The organism is Pseudomonas hydrolytica (assembly GCF_021495345.1).
Lineage (GTDB): Bacteria > Pseudomonadota > Gammaproteobacteria > Pseudomonadales > Pseudomonadaceae > Aquipseudomonas > Aquipseudomonas hydrolytica.
In genome coordinates this window covers 2,430,446-2,447,811 of the sequence record NZ_CP099397.1, presented here as the reverse complement: position 1 = coordinate 2,447,811, position 17,366 = coordinate 2,430,446, and the positions used below count along the sequence as shown (strand labels likewise).

The following is a 17,366-nucleotide window of genomic DNA, read 5'->3' as shown; positions in this document are numbered from 1 at the left end:
TCTTTCCTTCTGAGCCGCGAAACGGCGAAGAGGTTCGGCTGATCGATGCAGCTCCGATCATCCGAAACGGGGAACCAAACCGGCCATGCGCATTCATTCCCGATAGGTGTCGTGCGGCAATTCCGCCGCATGACCAACCGGGAGAACCCTCATGCCCCGAGGCAGCAAAGCCAAGTACACGGAAAAACAGAAGCGCAAGGCCGAGCACATCGAGGACAGCTACAAGGCTCGCGGCGTACCCGAGGAGAAGGCCGAGGCGCGCGCCTGGGCCACGGTCAACAAGCAGTCCGGTGGCGGCGAGAAGGCCGGAGGCTCGGGCCGCAAGACCAGCGCCGGCGCCAAGCAGCAGGCCCGCGAATCGTCCGCCCAGCGCGCGGCCAAGACGCGCCAGGGCGTGCCCCGCGCCGGGCAGCAGCTGGAGTCGATGACCCGTGACGAGCTGATGGATCTGGCGCGCAAACGCGACCTGTCCGGCCGTTCGCGCATGCGCAAGCAGGAGCTGGTGGAAGCGCTGCGCAAGAAGCAGTGATCACGATGCAAGGATGCCTTCATCCGCGGCCAGGCGCGTCTGGCCCGAATGAATGCGTCTCTCCACGGCGCCCGCGCCGATACGCTGCGGCATCGGGCAGGCGCCGTTCTTGCCTAGTGGCGGGTGCCGCCCTTGCGTCCGTTTTCGCCGGGCACCACCTCGTCGGTCCAGGGCTCACCGTCGAGCGGCGCCGAACGCGCCAGCTCGGCTTCGTCGAGGCCGGCGCCACCGCCTATGTCGGTTTCGTCGACGATGCTGAGCTCCTCATCCAGCGGGCGATCCTCGCCGCGCTCGAAAGGCGAACGGGCGCCGCTGTCGTCGATCAGGGTATCCGGGCTGAGGTCGTCGAGACTGACGTTGTCCTCGTGTGCGCTTTCGCTGAGCGTCGCGCCGCCGGTCAGGCCGGGCTGATCCTGCGCGCTGTGTGCGGGGCGCTCGCTTGGTTGCGCCGGTACATCGCCGAGGATGCTGCTCTCTTCGTCAGCCTCGAAGTCCAGAGCGTCTTCCGGCAATTGCTGCGGCCTGGGGCCGGGTGTGCGGTCTTTCATCGCTGCCTCCTCCAATTGCGGTGTGGCGACGGCGCCAGCGCGCCATCGCGACGAGCCTGGTTCAGGGCGAGATCGGGTCGCTGGCGGGAAAGGTTTCTTCCACGGCGTTGTCCAGCCGTGCCTCTCGTGCTCCGGGCGCGGTCTGGCGCTGCTGCACGGCCTCCAGTTCCTTCTGCAGCCGCGGCAAGGCGGCGCGCAGGTCGGCCACGCACTGGCGCAGGCCTTCGAGTTCGGTCTTGGGATCGCTGATCATCCCCTTGACCACGCAGTGCCCGGTGAAGCCGCGCTGCAGCAGGGCAGCGCCGCCCAGCGCCTTGAGTACCCCTCTCGAACCGCCCTGGCAAAGGCCGGTGACCACGGCGGTGGCGCCGGTGGCGAGCGAGATGGCACGTTCCAGGCGTTGGACATTGTGGCTGAGTGACATGGCAGTTCCTCCTGTCAGGATGAATAACGGGCCTTTGCGGCTCCGATGAGATTTAGAAGCGCGCCCCCCTGGCAAAGGTTCAGACAATCGGGCCAGCGGCTCATGGGCGCAGGATCACCTTGCGGCACTCTTCCTTGCGCGATTCGAAGATGCGGTAGCCCTCGGCCGCTTCAGCGAGAGGCAGGCGATGGCTGATGATGATTTCCGGGCGCAGCTCGCCTTCGAGCACGTGCTGCAGCAATGTCGGCAAGAGCGGGTGCACGTGGGTCTGGCCCATCTTGAAGGTCAGGCCCTTGTCGAAGGCATCGCCGAACAGAAAGCCGTGGATGAAGCCGGCATAGACGCCGGGAACGCTGATCGTACCGCCGCGCCTCACGGCGGCGATGCACTGACGCAAGGCCACGCCGCTGCTGGCCTCCAGCTTGAGGGCGGTGAGCACGGTTTCCGTCAGGCTGCCCTTGGCTTCGAAGCCCACCGCATCGATCACCGCATCCACACCGCGGTGGCCCGCGGTCTGCTCGATGATCGCGGCGGCCGGGTCGTCGACCACGTCGAAGTTGATCGGCACCACGCCGTAGGTCTGCTGGGCGTACTGCAGGCGGTAGTCATGGTGATCGACCATGAAGATCTGCTCGGCGCCGAGCATACGCGCGCAGGCCGCGCTCATCAGCCCTACCGGCCCGGCGCCGTAGATGGCCACGCTGCTGCCGGGCTTGATGCCGGCGTTGATCGCCGCCTGGTAACCGGTGGGCAGGATGTCGGTAAGAAACAGCACCTGCTCGTCGTCCAGCTCGTCGGGCACCTTGAACGGGCCGGCATTGGCCTTGGGCACGCGCACCAGCTCGGCCTGGCCACCCGGCACGCCGCCATACAGGTGGCTGTAGCCGAACAGTGCGGCGCCCGAAGGAATCTGCTTCTTGTTGAGGATGGCGCCGCGCCCGGGGTTGGTGGTTTCGCACGCGGCGTGCAGGTCCAGCTGGCAGAAGAAGCAGCTGCCGCAGGCGATCACGAACGGCACGATCACCCGGTCGCCCTTGCGTACCGCGGTCACCGCGGGACCGGCCTCCTCCACCACGCCCATGAACTCATGGCCGAAGATGTCGCCCTGTTTGACCTGGGGAATCTTGCCGCGATACAGGTGCAGGTCGGAGCCGCAGATGGCGGTAGCGGTGACACGCAGGATGATGTCGTCGGGCTGTTCGATGCTGGGATCGTCGACCTGATCGACGCGGACGTCGTGGCTGCCATGGTAGGTCAATGCACGCATGAGCTTTCTCCTGGAACAGGGCATGTCCCTATTCCGAAATCGGTCTCGGGCGGACGTTCAGGCTAATTGTTGCGACGGATGCAGTTCGGTTTGCGCCATCAGGCTGTCGACCACCTGGTGCAGCGCTTCGCCATGTTCCAGGCCGTTGGCGCGGGCGCCGCGGTATTCGGCCAGCTGTGCCTCGGCGCTGCCGCCATGCAGCGCCAGGTGGCGCGCATGCTCCAGTATCCAGCGGTCGCTCGCGGGCACCTGGATGGCGATGCGCTCGAGCACCTCCTCCAGCCAGGTGGCGAAGGTCAGCAGACGCTGGCTGGCCGGTTCGATGAACAGCCCGCGCAGGCCCTGGCGCTTGGCACGCCAGCGGTTTTCCAGGGTGAGCACGCGGATCAGCGGGTCATCGCACCAGGCGTGATGCGGGGTGAGCTGCACATGCTCGACCATGGCGCGAAACAGCCCGGCGAGGCACAGCGCATCGTCCAGCCGCGGGCAGGCATCGGCGATGCGCAGCTCCAGCGTCGGATAGCGCAGCGAGGGGCGGATGTTCCACCACAGGTTGGCCGCCGAGCGGATGCAACCGGTGTCGGTCATCACCTGCACGTAGCGCTGGTACTCGGCCTCGTCGGCGAAATGATCGGGGATGCCCATGCGCGGCCACTCGTCGCACACCGCCTGGCGATAGCTCATCAGCCCGGAGGGGCGGCCGCTCCAGAACGGCGAGGATGCACTCAGGCCCAGCAGCAGCGGCAGCCAGGGCGTCAGCCGGTTCATCAGGCGGATACGGTCCACGCCCTCGGCCACGCCGACATGCACGTGCAGCCCGGCCAGCACGCTGCGGCTGGCGACCATGCGGTAATCATCGAAAATCGCTCGGTAGCGCGGCATGTCGGTGGCCCGCACGCGCCGCCACTGGCCCAGTGGATGGGTGCCGGCGGCGAGCACGCCGCAGTCGAATTCCCTGGCCAGGCGCGCCAGGGTGCGGCGTGCACCTTCCAGGCACTGACGGGCATCCGTGAGGCTGTGCAGCACCGGGGTGACCACTTCGAACTGGGCGGCGAACATCTCCCGCGTCACCCGCTCGCCGAGCTCGTACTGACAGGCCGTGGCGAAGGCCTCCACGTTGCGCCTGGCCACCTGGCGGCTGGTCAGGTCGGTGAGAAAGTACTCTTCCTCGATGCCGAAAGTGCTCTGTGTCATGTCCCGTCCACTCCGCCTTTGCTGCTGTTGAGCGGCGTCGGGGCGTGAGGGTTCAACCTCTCGGACGAAGCGGCAGGCACCGGCAAATTAGGTGGAATCTTGTCCCGGCGGCGCCCTCCTAAACAGAACAAGGCCCGTTCGAGGAGAACCCTTTCATGTCGATCGCCAGCTTCGTCGACAGCACCTCCGCCACCCCCATTGCGCCACCGCCCCGGCAAGGCACCTGGCAACGCACCTATCGCCAGCTGCTGGACGAACCCGTGCCGGGCCATGCCCTGGCGCTGGAGTTTCTCGAGCAATGCCTGGAGCAGGCCCGCGAGCTGCCCTGCGAGCTGCCGTCCCGCGTAGAGGAACTGACGCAGTGGTCCCGGCAGCATGCGCAGGCGGTGACCGAACAGTACGCGGCCTACCTGGCGAGCCGGCGCGCCGGTGCCGAGCGGCGCTACTTTCCGCATCGCTCCCATGCCCTGCACTTTCTGCGCGCGGTGGCGCCGACCAAGCTTGTCGATGGCGCCTGGCTCTACGGCACGCTGCCGCACTGGCGCGACGCGCGCATGCACGCACTGGTGCGTACCTACCTGGAAGAGCTGGGCGACGGCGTGCCGGCGCAGAACCACGTGCTGCTGTATCGCCGGCTGCTGCATACCCAGGGCTGCGACGACCTCGAGGCGCTGGACGACGGACTCTATCGCCAGGGAGCGATCCAGCTGGCCCTGGGCCTGGCGTGCGAGCGTTATCTGCCGGAAATCATCGGCTACAACCTGGGTTACGAACAGCCGCCCCTGCACCTGCTGATCAGCAGTTTCGAGCTCAACGAGCTGGGCATCGATCCCTACTATTTCCAGCTGCACGTGACCATCGACAACAGCGCCACCGGCCATGCCGCCAAGGCCGTGCAGTGCGTGCTGGACAATCTGCCTGTCGTCGGCGACGCCGAGGCGTTCTACCAGCGCGTGCGAAACGGCTATCGCCTCGGCGAGCTGGGCACGGGCTCGACGGCGGTGATCGAAGCCTTCGACCTACAGCACGAGCTGCTGGCGATGCTGGAGCGCAAGCGCAGCGTGGCCAGCCAGGTGCATTCCGATTACTGCCGTATCGGCGGGCGCACGGTCAACGAATGGCTCGGCGCCGAAGGCGATGTGGCCGGCTTTCTCGACGCCCTGCAGCAGCATGGCTGGATCAGGCGCGACAGGGATCCGGCCAACAGCCGCTTCTGGCGTCTGGTGCAGGGTGAAGGCGCGGCGATGTTCGGCGTGTTCAGTCCCTACGAAAAGCAATTGCTGCACGACTGGATCGCCGGCGACTGGAGCCAGGACGAGCAGACCAACCCCTTCCGCCCGCGGCGCCCTGCCCAGGTCTCACACCTGCCCGGCGCCGCGACCCAGGGCGGCGAACTGGACCGCGAACGGCGCGAGCTGCAGGCGCAGCTGGCAGGTCTCGATCCAGCCGGCCGCGAACGTCGCCTGATCGAACTGCTGGCTCCGGCGCACCATGCCTCTGCGGCCGGCCTGGCGGCCACGCGCAGCTTCGCCGCGCTCTTGCAGCAGGCTCACTGACTCTGGAGACACCCATGCATCAGCCGGATTTCGCTTCGCCCGCCACCCTCGCCCTGCTGCGTCTGGGCACGCTACTGCGGGCACGCGGTTATCACTTCATCACGCCGACGCCGGCGACCCACCAACGGGTCAATGGCCGCCCCGGCAACGAGCAGGCACGCGATCTGCGCGACGTCTTCGGCTGGAGCCGCCCGTTCGCCGATGGGCTGCTGGAACCCGAGATCATCGAAGCCATGGACGAAGCGCAGGTGCTGCAGGGGCAGGACGGGCAATGGCGCAGCCGGGTGCGCTGGTCGACCCTCGACGGCGGCCTGTATGCCCATTCGCGCTTTCCCACCGAGGAGGCCGATGCGGTGTTCTTCGGTCCGGATACCTATCGCTTCACCCGTCTGCTGCGCGAGCACCTCACGCACTGCCACCAGCCGCTGCGGCGCATCGCCGATATCGGCTGCGGCGCGGGGCCCGGCGCCATCACCGCGGCGCAGCTGCGTCCGGGGGCGCAGGTGCTGGCCCTGGACATCAACGAACGAGCGCTGGCCATGACCGCGGTGAACGCGCGGCTGGCCGGCATCTTCAATCTGGAGGTGAGCAAGAGCGATCTGCTCAGGGATGTGGACGGCTACTTCGATCTGATCATCGCCAACCCGCCCTACATGCTCGACCCGCAGCAACGCACCTATCGCCATGGCGGCGGCAAGCACGGTGCGGGTCTGTCGCTGGCGATCTTCGATACGGCCATGGAACGTCTGGCCCCTGGCGGCACGCTGCTGCTGTATACCGGCGTGGCCATCTTCGACGGCGAGGATCCCTTCCTCAACGCCATCCGCCTGTCGCTGGGCGACACCGGCTGGGACTGGAGCTACGAGGAAATCGATCCGGACGTGTTCGGCGAGGAGTTGCAGCACCCGGCCTATGCGCAGGCCGATCGTATCGCCTGCGTGGCGCTGCGCCTGACCTATCAGCCGCAGGCGCGACAGCGTTGAGCAGCAGGTGCCTGCCGCGCGCAGGCACCCGCCTGGTGAGGATCAGGCTGCCTTGGCCTCGCCCTGCTTGAGCGATTTGCGCAGGGTTTCCATGGCCTGGCCGAGGTCCTCCAGTTCGCGCTTGCCGAGGAGCTTTCTGGCCTGCGGGAACATGTCGTTTTCCTCTTCCTCGATATGGTGCTCGAGCAGCTCCTTGAGCACCTTGACGCGGCCGGCGAACTCCAGGGTCGAGGGCGAGGTCTGCTTGATGTCCGGCAGCACCAGCGCCTCGACGGCGCGGTGTTCTTCCTTCGCCTCGATGGCCAGCACCGCATCGTCCTTGCTGCCGGCCTGGCGGAACGCGGGATAGAAAATCTGCTCTTCCAGCGCGGTATGAATCTTCAGTTCCTGCTCGATCTTGCTGATCAGTTTCTTGCGCGTCTGCACCGCGCGCTCGGTGGTTTCCTCGAGCCGGCTCAGCAGCTCCTTGACGGTTTCATGGTCCTTCTTCAGCAGTTCGATGGCGTTCATCGTCATGCACTCCTCAGGTCTTGTAATCACGCAGGCTGGAACGTCAGGGCCCGCTAGAAGCGGGCCCTGACGAAGCGGTCACGAGTTACGACCGCCGTGGCTGTTCTGGCCACCCTTGCGCCCTGCCTCGGACGCTCTTTCGCGGTCATTGGCAAAGTTGCCGCCGCTGTTGTGGCCGCCCTTGCGGCCGGCTTCCGATGCCTTTTCACGATCGTTTGCGAAGTTACCCGGATTCTTGCTGGTAGCCATTGCTGGTACCTCCTGATAGTTGTTCGCGAGGCGTTATTGCCTTCACATAAATTGAGGCAGATCAGGCGTCGAGTCGTTCAGGGTATTTTTCATCGTTCCCGACTGCCTGCGCACTCAACCATTGACCACGCTGCCGCCGTTGACGTGGAGCATCTGCCCGGTCATGTAGGAGGCGTCGTTGCTGGCCAGGTAGACATAGGCCGGGGCCACTTCCGAGGGCTGCCCAGGGCGCCCCAGCGGGGTGTCGGCGCCGAACTCGGCGACCTTGTCGGCGCTGAAGGTGGACGGGATCAAGGGTGTCCAGATCGGCCCTGGTGCCACGCCGTTGACCCTGATGCCGCGCGGCGCCAGGTTGATCGCCAGGGAGCGGGTGAACGAGGTGATCGCGCCCTTGGTCGAGGAGTAGTCGAGCAGCATGGGGTTGCCCTTGTAGGCCGTGACCGAGCTGGTGTTGATGATGCTGGCGCCCGATTGCAGGTGCCTGAGCGCCACCTTGGTGAGCTGGAACATGGCCAGGATGTTGGTGCGAAAGGTACGCTCCCAATCCGCCTCCTCCAGCTCCAGCAGGTCTTCCTTGGGATGCTGCTCGCCGGCGTTGTTGATCAGGATGTCGAGGCGTCCCCACTTGGCGATCACCGCATCGACGACGCACTGGCAGAAGCCTGCGTCGCCCACGTCGCCGGCCAGGGCGATCGCCTCGCTGCCATGGCGGGTCACCTCGTCCACGGTCTTTTGCGCGTCTTCGTTCTCGTCGAGATAGACCAGCGCGACCTTGGCCCCTTCCAGGGCGTAATGCACGGCGACGGCGCGGCCGATGCCGCTGTCGCCGCCGGTGATGATCGCCACCTTGCCGGCGAGCTTGTCGGCGGCGCGGTAGCTATCGGACAGGTACACGGGTTCGGGATGCATGGCGTGCTCGAGACCGGGTTGTCGATCCTGATGCTGCGCGGGCAATGTCTTGTCGTTCATCTGCGCTTCTCCGCTGATGGTTGATGCGCTACACCGCCTGCAGGCGTGGGCTGGCGATCACGGGGTGAGTCTTGTGGCGATTCTCGAAGCAGAAGTTGGTGGCCTGCACGTAGCCCTCGGCCGAACCGCAGTCGAAGCGTTGGCCCTTGAACTTGTAGGCCAGCACGCAGCCCTGCTGGGCCTGCTTCATCAGCGCGTCGGTGATCTGGATCTCGCCGCTCTTGCCCGGCTCGGTCTGCTCGATCAGTTCGAAGATGTCGGGGGTGAGAATGTAGCGACCGATGATCGCCAGGTTGGACGGTGCGTCTTCGGGGTTCGGTTTTTCCACCATGCGCTCGACGCGAAAGATGTCCTCGCGCAGCGCTTCGCCGGCGATCACGCCGTAGCGCGACACCTCGTCCATGGGCACTTCCTCGATCGCCACGATGGAGCAGCGGAACTGCTCGTAGAGCTTGACCATCTGGCTCAGCACGCCGTCGCCGTCGACGTTAAGGCACAGGTCGTCGGCCAGCACCACGGCAAAGGCCTCGTCGCCGATCAGCGGGCGACCGGTGAGGATGGCATGGCCGAGGCCCTTCATCTCCACCTGGCGGGTATAGGAAAAGGTGCAGGTTTCGATCAGATGGCGAATGCCGATGAGGGATTTTTCCTTGCTGGTATTGGAAATCTCGTGCTCGAGTTCGTAGCTGATGTCGAAGTGGTCTTCCAGCGAGCGCTTGCCGCGCCCGGTGACGATGGCGATCTGGGTAAGGCCGGCCTCGAGCGCTTCCTCGACGCCGTACTGGATCAGCGGCGTGTCGACCACCGGTAGCATTTCCTTGGGCATCGACTTGGTAGCGGGAAGAAAGCGGGTACCGTAACCCGCAGCGGGGAATAAGCATTTCGTGATCATGAGGCTCGTACCAAATGAGTGGGTTGGTACTAGAACCTGACTCGCTCGCCGCTTCGCGGGTTCAAGGTATTTCGCCGCCCGCGCCTTCCCGTAGAGGCCCTCGCGAGCGCGCCCGGGAGGCCTGCCAGCGGCATCCCGTCACCTCGGTACGTTCAGGTGCGGCCACCGCCGTGGCTGTTTCGGCCACCCTTGCGTCCGGCTTCGGTCGCTTTCTGACGGTCGTTGGCGAAGCTGCCCCGCTGCTGCGCCCGCCCTTCTTGCCGGCCTCCGAGGCCTTCTGACGATCATTGGCGAGATTTCCGGGGTTATGGTTCATGTCGCGGTCTCCTCGACTGGCCAGGCAACATTGCCCTGCTCTGATTTGGAGAAAGCGCCAGCAGCGGATGTTCAGCCTATTTGCGGGGGTGTTCGGAGGGCTGCTGACGAGCGGTAATGAGCGCCTGGGCATGTCAGCTTCCCTCTCCCGGCGAGAGAGGGAGCCGGCCAATGCCCGGGCGCTTGCCTCAGACGCTGGTGCAGGGATCCGGCGCCCAGTCGCCCAGGTCCGGGTTGTTGCAGGCACTGCTGATGATGCCGGTGCCGCGGCTGCTGACCTGCTGCGCCTCGCTGCGCTTGGCGCTGGCCTTCTGGATCTTCTGCTCGGTCACCACCGCTTCCTGCGGCACCGGTTTGGCCGCCGGTGCCGGCTTGCTGGCCGGCGCGCTTTCCACCTTGGCGGCCACCGCCACCTGCTGGCGTTCCAGACCGACCTGCTGCAGGTCCTTCTCGTAGGCCTGGGTGTAGGTGTTGATGTCCTCGCCGGTGCGGCCGTCGGCAGCCGCCAGCAGGGCGTTGGTTTCCTTCAGGCCGCTGAGTATTTCGGCGAAGCGATTGCGCCCTTCGCTGTCGCTCATGGTCTTGTTGCGGTGGGCCGCGCGCAGGTTCTCGAACTCGCGCTGATAGCAGTCCTGCGCCGCCTTGGCGTGGACGATGCTGCGATCCAGGTCCATGGTGCTGCGCTCGAAGTCGCTGCCGTAGGAGGCGATGCGCTGGCGATCGTCGCTGATCTGCCGTTGCCGCTCGGTGTAGTAGCCAGCCGCCCCGCCGACCAGGGCGCCGGCCGCCGCACCGATCAGCGCGTTGCGCCCGGCATTGTCGCCACCGCTCAGGGCACCGGCCAGGCCGCCGAGCAGGCCGCCGGTGACGGCGCCGGTGGTCACCGATTTCTGCATGGCCGCATCGGAAGCGCGCAGGTGATTGACCGGCTCGTAACAGGCCGGGTAGTAGTTGGCCTGGGTGGTCTTGGCCACCTTGGAGCTGACGCCACCACCGACACTGGCGCAGCCTCCCAGCAAGAGGATGGAGAAGGCTCCGGCGAACATCAGCGAGGAGCGTATGAAGCGGATCTGCGGGTATTCCATGGTATTGGCCTCATGCTTGAGTTGTCTGATTCCATCCTGCCGGCCGGGGCGTACGGCGCCCTCACCCGCGGCCCGGCTCTCCTGCTTCAGGGTGCCAGCAGCTCCTTGAGAATGGCTGCCGGATCGGCCCTGCGTTGCTGGCGATATTCGCCTACGTGCTTCACAAACAGCGTAGCCCGTTTCACCAGGCTCTTACCCAGCACGGGCTGGCGTTCCAGCTCCTGCCGGGTGCGCTGAAACTGCGCCTGGATCACCGCATCGCTGTAGCGCGTGCCGGTGGCCAGGTTGTCGATGTAGATGCTCACCGCGCCGTCCAGCGCACTGCGGCCATTGGCGATGGCCGACTCGTAGAGTTTCACCGCGGTCTGGTCCTTGGCCTGGCGCGCCTGGTTCAGGCTGTTCTGCAGGTTGGTCAGGCGGATGTTGTAGTTGTTGACCGTTTCGGCCACCAGCGCGGCGGACTGGATCAGGTTGGCCGCCGCCTCTTGACGCTGCTGGGCGATCAGCGAAACGTTGCGCTTGAGCTCCTCGTTGATCAGCGCCAGGCGCGCCTGCAGCTCGGGGTCGTCACTGCCGGCGATGATGCTGTCGAGCAGCAGGGTCGGGTCGTCGGCCGCCTCGATCTCGTCGGTCAGGCCGGCCAGGCGCCCCTCGCGCTGCCATTGTTCGAACAGCTCCTGATAGCGCGAGCGCGGCGCCGACAGCGCGCCCAGGGCGACGCGAAAACCGGTGGTCTCGTTGCGCTGTTCGCTGCCATCGGCGGCGAACGAGGGGTACTCGCGACGCATGCCGGTGAACAGGGTCATTTCCCCTTCCAGGTAGTTGCCGCCCTTGACCACGAAACCGCCGTAGGTGCCCTGGCGGCGGCCCGCATGCACCATCTGGAAGGGGTCGTGAACCATTTCCGCGGCGTTGCCGATCACGTCGTGCAGGCCCAGTGGGTTGGGCTTTCTGCTGCCCACCGGCAGCAGCCGTGCGCCCTGCCCCGTGCCGCCGGCGACCTGGGTGAACACCGCCCAGTCGGCCAGCGGGCCGTCGCCTTCGACGCCCTCCTCGCGCCGCGGAAACAGCCTGCCCTCCAGCTCCTGGCGACTCACCGCATGCCCGCCGCGGGCGGCGAATTCCCATTCCACTTCGGTGGGCAGGCGCACGAAACCGACGCCGCCGTCTTCCGGGTTGCTGCCGCGGCCGCTGATCGGCAGCCGCTCGCGGTGATGCCGCAGCAGCCAGGCGCTGTACACCGCGGCGAAGCGCTCGGCCTCGAAGCGCGACAGATTGACCTTGGGCCGGCGCGCCATCACCCCGCCGGCCACCGGCGTGCACACCTCCTCGCCAGCGCCGGCCAGCGCCGGCGCCTGATCCATCACCTGCTGGTACTGGCGCTCGGTCACCTCGTACTTGCCGACGAAATACAGCATGGGCTTGAGCAGCTCGTCGTCCTGGCGGATCGGCAGGGTCGGCGCGATGCGGCTGCGCCAGTCCTCGGGCAGATCCTCGACGACGAACTGGCCGTTGATGAAGTCGCGGCGGTAGCCGGAAATGAAGGATTGCTGATAGCCCGGATCGCCCTCATTGAACGGGTAGCCGAGGCTGATCTCGCGGTCGTCCAGCGTGCCGCGAGCAAGGATATAGACATGCCGAAAGACCATCTCGCCGCCGCAGGGCAGCGGCAGGGCGACATCGTCCTCCAGCGGTTTCGGGTTGTAGTTTTGCGGGGTGCCCGGTGCCTGCGCCGCGGCGCTTGGCTGCGGGCTTGGGGTTGGCGGCGCTTCCTGCGGCGCGGCCTCCTCCGCCGCCTGAGCCTGGGCGGCGACCGGCTTGGCCTGTTCCCCCTCGGAGCAGCCGAGCACCAACAATGCGGGCAACAGCAGGGCCCAGTGACCTCTAGACATCGCGCAATCCTTCCGAAGCTTCGATTCGTGCAGCCCGCCAGCCGCCCGAGGCGGCCGCCAGGCTGCTGCACAACAGGGTGACCAGCAGGGCCAGTAGGTAATGTCCGGCCAGCAGGCGGCAGGCGTACTCGCCGGGGCTGTGCTGGAACAGCTGGTTCAGGCCGAACTCCGCGCCGGCATACAGCGCCCAGGCCAGCAGCGTGCTGAACAGTCCGGTATAGAGCGCCTGCAACACCACGAAGGCGACCAGCGCAGAGGACGAGAAGCCCAGCAGGCGCAACACCGACAGCGCGCGGCGCTTGCGCTCGACCGCGGCCAGTGCGCTGGCGGTCATGGCCGCGAAGGCGCCGCCCAGCGCCAGGCAGGCGATGATCCAGAACACCAGGGTCAGGTTGCGGCTGAGCGAGCGCACCTGGGCGATGGTTTCGGCCTGGGTTGCGACTTCGAGGTTGCGCCCGGCGAAGTGGCGGCGCAGCACTTCGACGCTGTCGAGGTCGGCGGCGTACAGGCGAAAGCTCGGGTAGATCCGCCCGACCGCAGTGGACTCTTGCCCGGGCCAGCCGAATGCGCTGACGGCCAGACCGTCGCGGTAGTCTTCGGCAGCCTCCAGCAGGCGCAGGTCGGCGAACAGCGCGTCGCGGGCGAAGGCGCTGAGCGGCAGCACCGCCTGTACGCGCAGGCCGGTGCGCTGAAACTCGCTGCGCCCGCTTACCTGACGGCCGAAGGCGGCCTGCAGCTGGTCCCCGGCGATCACGCCGAGCTTTTCCGCCGCGCGCTGGCTGAGCACCACGGCATCCAGCGCCAGGGGCTGATCCAGCTGCGGCAACAGGGGATCGCCCGGTGCGGTGGGGATCATTTCCACCGTCACCCGCCCGCTGTCGCTGGACAGCTCGGCCGTGGCGGCGATCTGCCGCGTGCGCGGGATGACGAAGGCCACGTCCTGGCGGGCGCGCAACTCGGCGATGGCCTCGTTGCCGAAGCGCCCGCCGCCCAGCGGGATCACCTCGCGGATGCCGGGGTCGCGCTCCAGGCGTTCGGTCAGGGTGCTGATCAGGCCGAACTTGAGACCGAACAGCACCAGCAGGGGGGCCAGCACCGCCACCAGCGCCAATATCGCGCAGGCCGACAGTCGCCCTTCGCGGCGGTAGTCGTGCCAGGCCAGTTGGCCCATCAGGCGCAGGCGCATCAGCCGGCCTCCTGCAGGGTCGCCAGCACGCCGCCCTGCTCGCCGCGCTCCACCGCCAGGCGCAACGGCTGCAGCCCGACGCGCCGGGCCAGCGCTTCGTCATGGGTGGCGATGAGGATGCAGGCGCCCTGCTCCTGCGCGCGCTCCACCAGTAGCTGCATGACCCGCTCGGCATTGAGCGGGTCGAGCGATGCGGTGGGTTCGTCGGCCAGCACCAGGGCCGGGCCGTGGGCCAGGGCGCGGGCGATGCTGACGCGCTGCCGCTGGCCCACCGACAGCGCGGCCGGCAGCTTGTCCAGCTGGTCGGCGATTTCCAGGCGCTCGGCCAGGCGCTGCACGGTGACGTCGTCGGGCATGCCGAGCAAGGCGCGCGACAGGCCGATATTGTCGCGCACGTCGAGAAAACCCAGCAGCCCGCCGGTCTGCAGCACGTAGCCCATCAGCCGGCTGCGCAACTCGGCCAGCTGATCCTGACGATCGTGCCGCCACAGCGCGGCGATATCGCGGGTCTGCCCGTCGCGGGTGAATTCCAGGGCGCCGCCGGGGTCGGGGCTGAGTACCAGGGCCAGCAGGTCGAGCAAGGTGCTCTTGCCGCTGCCGCTGGGCCCGACCAGTGCCAGGCGCTGCCCCGGGCGCAGGTCCAGGCGCGGCACCTGCAGGCGGTAACCCGGTCGGCTCTTGCCGATATCGCGCAGGCGCAGCATCAGGGCAGCGTCGCCAGCGGCACGCGGTACAGCGCGTCGCCCGGTTGTGCATCGCCAAAGCGCACCCAGTGGCCGATGTCGTTGTGGAAGGTTTCATACAGGCGGATCTTCGATTCCAGCTCGTCGATGTAGTCCTGCTGTTCGGCGACGCTGAGCGACAGCCACAGCTCCTGGGTCATGTTCAGCGACTTGCTGCGGTACGGCAGCCCTTCCAGGTACTCGCCGAGGATGCCGGACTCGGCCAGGTTGCGGCCCTGACTCAGGCCGCTGGGGTCGCGGCTCATGTAGGCGCTGGCGCTGGCGATTTCCTGGAAGAAGTCCTTGGGCGAGGACTGGGTACGCCGCGCCGCGTCGACGATCAGCTTGAGCGACTGCTGCAGGTCGTTGAGCTGCAACTTGGTCAGTAGCACGCAGACCTGGAAGGCCGGCAGCGAGGGGTTGGTCAGGTCGTGGTCGGCGGTCCAGGCAGTGACCAGCTGCGGTGCCTGGGTGGCCGAGCGGCGGCCGAGAAAGTCCATCTGCATGGCATAGCCGATGGCATTGCTCTTGGCCGCGATGCTGCGCGTGGACTGATGTTCGGACGGCGCCTGGACCTGGTTGTTGGCCACCTGATTGACCAGTTCGGCGAAGATCATCCCGATCTCCTTGACCGTCTGCCCGAACTTTTCCACCTCGCCGTCGGCCACCGGGATGTACAGGTCGCCGATCAGCGGGTTGGCGTCGGCGGTCAGGCTGCGGTACTGCTGTTCGGCGAAACCGTGGTTGTCGCGGCCGATGGGCGTACGCAGGTGCAGCGCGTAGATCTTGATCTGCTTGCGCAGCGCCGCCTCGCGCACCTCGGCCTCGTTCATCTGCGTGCGGCTCAGCGGGTCGTTCTTGCGCAGCGCCCCGGCATCGGTGACCAGCAGGATCAGCCGGCCGCTGTAGGGCGTCCAGTCCATGCCTTCCACGGCCTCCATCACGCCGGCGAAGGCATCCTCGTTGAAAGCGTGGCTGGAGACGCTGGTGGCCTTGACCTGGCGCGCCAGGTCGACGAAACGCTGCGGGTCGCTGCCCTCTTCCAGGGTCACCAGGGTGCGGGTGACGTACTCCAGCCCCGGCGTCTTGTCGACGTTGCTGCGAAAGCCCACCAGACCGAAGCTGACGTTGTCCAGATCACCGCGGCTGGCGATCTGCTTGTGCAGCTCGTCCACCACTCGCACCACGCGGTCGATGTAGGGCTGCATGGACACCGAGGTATCGACCACCAGCACGATGCCGGTGCGGAACTTGTCGTGCTGGTAGCGCTGGCTGCCGTCGCCGATCACCTTTTCGGCGTCGCCCGGGTCGATGGAGGCCACGTTGAGCAGTTGCACCGGCGCGCCGCCGGCGTCGTAGCTTTCGGCCGAATCGAAGATCGGCAGCAGGTAGAACTGCTCCTGCGGGATGGCGTTGGCGGCCGGCTCCAGCGCAATCACCTCCGGCGGCGCCGTCTCGTAGCGGGCCTGGTGCAGCGCCGTGCGGGCCGTGGCCGGGTCGGCCAGGTACTGCTCCAGGGTGCTGCGGCTGTCGAGGAACATCACCGGCGAGCGCCCGGAGCGCTCGGTGAACTTGAGCACCAGGCTCTGTTTCCAGTCGCTGGCCTGATCCGCCGCCAGCCAGCCGTCGCGCGTGCCATCGCTGGAGGCGCCCACCTGCAGCCAGGTGCGCCCGGCCTGCTCTTCACGGCGGTAGACATACAGCACCGAAAAGGCCGGCAGCTCGCGCCCCTGTGCGGCCTGACCGGGTTCGCTGGCCAGACGTGCATCGGGCTTGCTCAGCACGCGCTGGAACAGTGTCTTCTTGCCCGGCATCAGCAGCGGGCGCTCGCCGCCGTCGGTGGCCAGGGCGCCGGGCGTGCCTTCGCTTACCACCGGCGGCTTCGCATCGTCCGCCGGTGGGTCGCTCTGCGCCTGCTCGGGTGACGGCGGTTTGGGCGAACCGCTGAACAACCAGTAGCCACCGCCGGCCAGCACCAGCAGGCCGACCAGCGCCAATGCCGCTATCGCCAGCATCGGGCTGCGCGAAGGTGCGGCTTGCACCGCAGGTTTGGCGGGCGGGACGCGGGTGGGATGCTCCTCGGTTGAACGCGGTGCCTCGCTCTGCGCCGATGGCATGCTTACCGAAACCGCCTGCAGGCCGCCGAGGTCGGTCGGCATGGAGCGCTGCGCCGGCGCGTCCGGCAGGCCCAGCGGGCGGAACTGGGTGGCTTCGCTGTCGCCGCCGGTTGCTGCGGGGGGCGGGCTGGCGGCCAGTTCGTCCAGCGCCTTGATCAGCGCCGCGGCATCGGGGAAACGATCGGCCGGATCCTTGGCCAGCAGGCGGCTGAGGATGGGCTGGTAGCGCCCCTGGGCAATCGGCAGCTCGGGCAGTGGCTGGGTGAGGTGGGCCAGCGCGGTGGACAGCGAATCGGCGCCGACGTAGGGCAGCTGACCGGTGAGAATCTCGTAGAGCACCACGCCCAGGGCATAGAGGTCGGTACGCCCGTCGACCTGTTGGCCGCGCGCCTGCTCCGGGCTCATGTAACTGGGGGTGCCGACGGCGAAGCCGGCCTGGGTGAACTGGGTACGGTCTTCCAGCGACTTGGCGATGCCGAAGTCCGACAGCACCGCGGTGCCGTCGGCGCGGAACAGGATGTTGGCCGGTTTGACGTCGCGGTGCACCAGGCCCTGGGCATGGGCATAGCCGAGCGCCGAGGCGATCTGGCGCAGGTACTGGATACCCTGCTCCGCGCTCAGCCCGGCGGCGATGCGCTCCTTCAGCGTGCCGTTGGGCAGGTACTCCATGGCCATGTAGTAATGGCTGCCGACATTGCCGATGTCGTGGATGGTCACGGTATTGGGATGGGACAGCCGCGCCAGGGTCTTGCCCTCGCGCAGGAAGCGCTCGCAGAAGCTGGGATCGGCAGCCAGCGCCGCGGCCATCACCTTGAGCGCCACCTTGCGCTCCAGCGAGCGCTGGGTGGCCAGGTAGACCACGGCCATGGCGCCGTCGCCCAGCTCGCGCTCGATCTCGTACCCCGGTATTTCGATATCCATGGGTTAC

Annotated in this window: 16 protein-coding genes and 1 pseudogene; 3 read left to right on the top strand and 14 right to left on the bottom strand. The window is 67.2% G+C overall.

Annotation, left to right across the window (positions count from 1 at the left end; translation table 11 throughout):
* Positions 1-151 precede the first annotated feature (151 nt).
* The gene (locus L1F06_RS11305) at positions 152-529 is read left to right on the top strand and encodes a Rho termination factor N-terminal domain-containing protein (RefSeq protein WP_003246835.1); all 378 of its coding nucleotides are present in this window, start codon (positions 152-154) and stop codon (positions 527-529) included.
* Between the two features lie 113 nt (positions 530-642).
* Here the strand turns inward: L1F06_RS11305 and L1F06_RS11300 are convergent, their stop codons facing one another.
* The 4 genes from L1F06_RS11300 to L1F06_RS11285 all read right to left on the bottom strand — a co-directional run bounded on the left by L1F06_RS11300 (position 643) and on the right by L1F06_RS11285 (position 3,962).
* On the bottom strand, positions 643-1,077 hold the full coding sequence (locus L1F06_RS11300; RefSeq protein WP_129482662.1) for a hypothetical protein: 435 nt from the start codon (positions 1,075-1,077) through the stop codon (positions 643-645).
* Positions 1,078-1,138: 61 nt separating this feature from the next.
* A complete protein-coding gene (locus L1F06_RS11295) occupies positions 1,139-1,501 on the bottom strand; it encodes a YgaP family membrane protein (protein WP_003246837.1) in 363 nt (120 codons plus the stop codon).
* A 100-nt stretch (positions 1,502-1,601) separates the two neighbouring features.
* The gene (locus tag L1F06_RS11290; RefSeq protein WP_129482661.1) at positions 1,602-2,768 is read right to left on the bottom strand and encodes a zinc-dependent alcohol dehydrogenase; all 1,167 of its coding nucleotides are present in this window, start codon (positions 2,766-2,768) and stop codon (positions 1,602-1,604) included.
* Positions 2,769-2,825: 57 nt separating this feature from the next.
* On the bottom strand, positions 2,826-3,962 hold the full coding sequence (locus tag L1F06_RS11285; protein WP_129482660.1) for a carboxylate-amine ligase: 1,137 nt from the start codon (positions 3,960-3,962) through the stop codon (positions 2,826-2,828).
* A 155-nt stretch (positions 3,963-4,117) separates the two neighbouring features.
* Between L1F06_RS11285 and L1F06_RS11280 the strand changes: the two genes are divergently transcribed.
* On the top strand, positions 4,118-5,518 hold the full coding sequence (locus L1F06_RS11280) for an iron-containing redox enzyme family protein (RefSeq protein ID WP_129482659.1): 1,401 nt from the start codon (positions 4,118-4,120) through the stop codon (positions 5,516-5,518).
* Positions 5,519-5,532: 14 nt separating this feature from the next.
* Positions 5,533-6,501, top strand: coding sequence for a methyltransferase (locus L1F06_RS11275; RefSeq protein WP_012018648.1), 969 nt, complete (start codon positions 5,533-5,535; stop codon positions 6,499-6,501).
* A gap of 42 nt (positions 6,502-6,543) precedes the next feature.
* Here the strand turns inward: L1F06_RS11275 and L1F06_RS11270 are convergent, their stop codons facing one another.
* The 10 genes and pseudogenes from L1F06_RS11270 to L1F06_RS11225 all read right to left on the bottom strand — a co-directional run bounded on the left by L1F06_RS11270 (position 6,544) and on the right by L1F06_RS11225 (position 17,359).
* Entirely contained in the window at positions 6,544-7,011 is a 468-nt protein-coding gene (locus L1F06_RS11270) for a PA2171 family ribosome-binding persister protein (protein WP_012018649.1), read from the bottom strand.
* Positions 7,012-7,089: 78 nt separating this feature from the next.
* Positions 7,090-7,260, bottom strand: coding sequence for a con-10 family general stress protein (locus L1F06_RS11265; protein ID WP_003246981.1), 171 nt, complete (start codon positions 7,258-7,260; stop codon positions 7,090-7,092).
* A gap of 114 nt (positions 7,261-7,374) precedes the next feature.
* The gene (locus tag L1F06_RS11260) at positions 7,375-8,229 is read right to left on the bottom strand and encodes an SDR family oxidoreductase (protein WP_012018650.1); all 855 of its coding nucleotides are present in this window, start codon (positions 8,227-8,229) and stop codon (positions 7,375-7,377) included.
* A gap of 28 nt (positions 8,230-8,257) precedes the next feature.
* Complete coding sequence (gene galU, locus L1F06_RS11255) at positions 8,258-9,121, bottom strand: UTP--glucose-1-phosphate uridylyltransferase GalU (RefSeq protein WP_012018651.1); 864 nt, start codon at positions 9,119-9,121, stop codon at positions 8,258-8,260.
* A gap of 152 nt (positions 9,122-9,273) precedes the next feature.
* Positions 9,274-9,437: pseudogene (locus L1F06_RS11250) on the bottom strand (con-10 family general stress protein).
* A 187-nt stretch (positions 9,438-9,624) separates the two neighbouring features.
* A complete protein-coding gene (gene tagQ, locus L1F06_RS11245) occupies positions 9,625-10,521 on the bottom strand; it encodes a type VI secretion system-associated lipoprotein TagQ (RefSeq protein ID WP_129482658.1) in 897 nt (298 codons plus the stop codon).
* Between the two features lie 86 nt (positions 10,522-10,607).
* Positions 10,608-12,413: a formylglycine-generating enzyme family protein gene (locus tag L1F06_RS11240; RefSeq protein ID WP_129482657.1), complete on the bottom strand. Its 1,806-nt coding sequence runs from the start codon at positions 12,411-12,413 to the stop codon at positions 10,608-10,610.
* Complete coding sequence (locus tag L1F06_RS11235) at positions 12,406-13,599, bottom strand: ABC transporter permease (protein ID WP_129482656.1); 1,194 nt, start codon at positions 13,597-13,599, stop codon at positions 12,406-12,408. The genes L1F06_RS11240 and L1F06_RS11235 overlap by 8 nt, the downstream gene beginning before the upstream one ends.
* Complete coding sequence (locus L1F06_RS11230) at positions 13,599-14,303, bottom strand: ABC transporter ATP-binding protein (protein ID WP_129482655.1); 705 nt, start codon at positions 14,301-14,303, stop codon at positions 13,599-13,601. Before L1F06_RS11230 ends, L1F06_RS11235 begins: the two co-directional genes overlap by 1 nt.
* Positions 14,303-17,359, bottom strand: coding sequence for a serine/threonine-protein kinase (locus L1F06_RS11225; protein WP_129482654.1), 3,057 nt, complete (start codon positions 17,357-17,359; stop codon positions 14,303-14,305). Before L1F06_RS11225 ends, L1F06_RS11230 begins: the two co-directional genes overlap by 1 nt.
* Between the last annotated feature and the right edge of the window lie 7 nt (positions 17,360-17,366).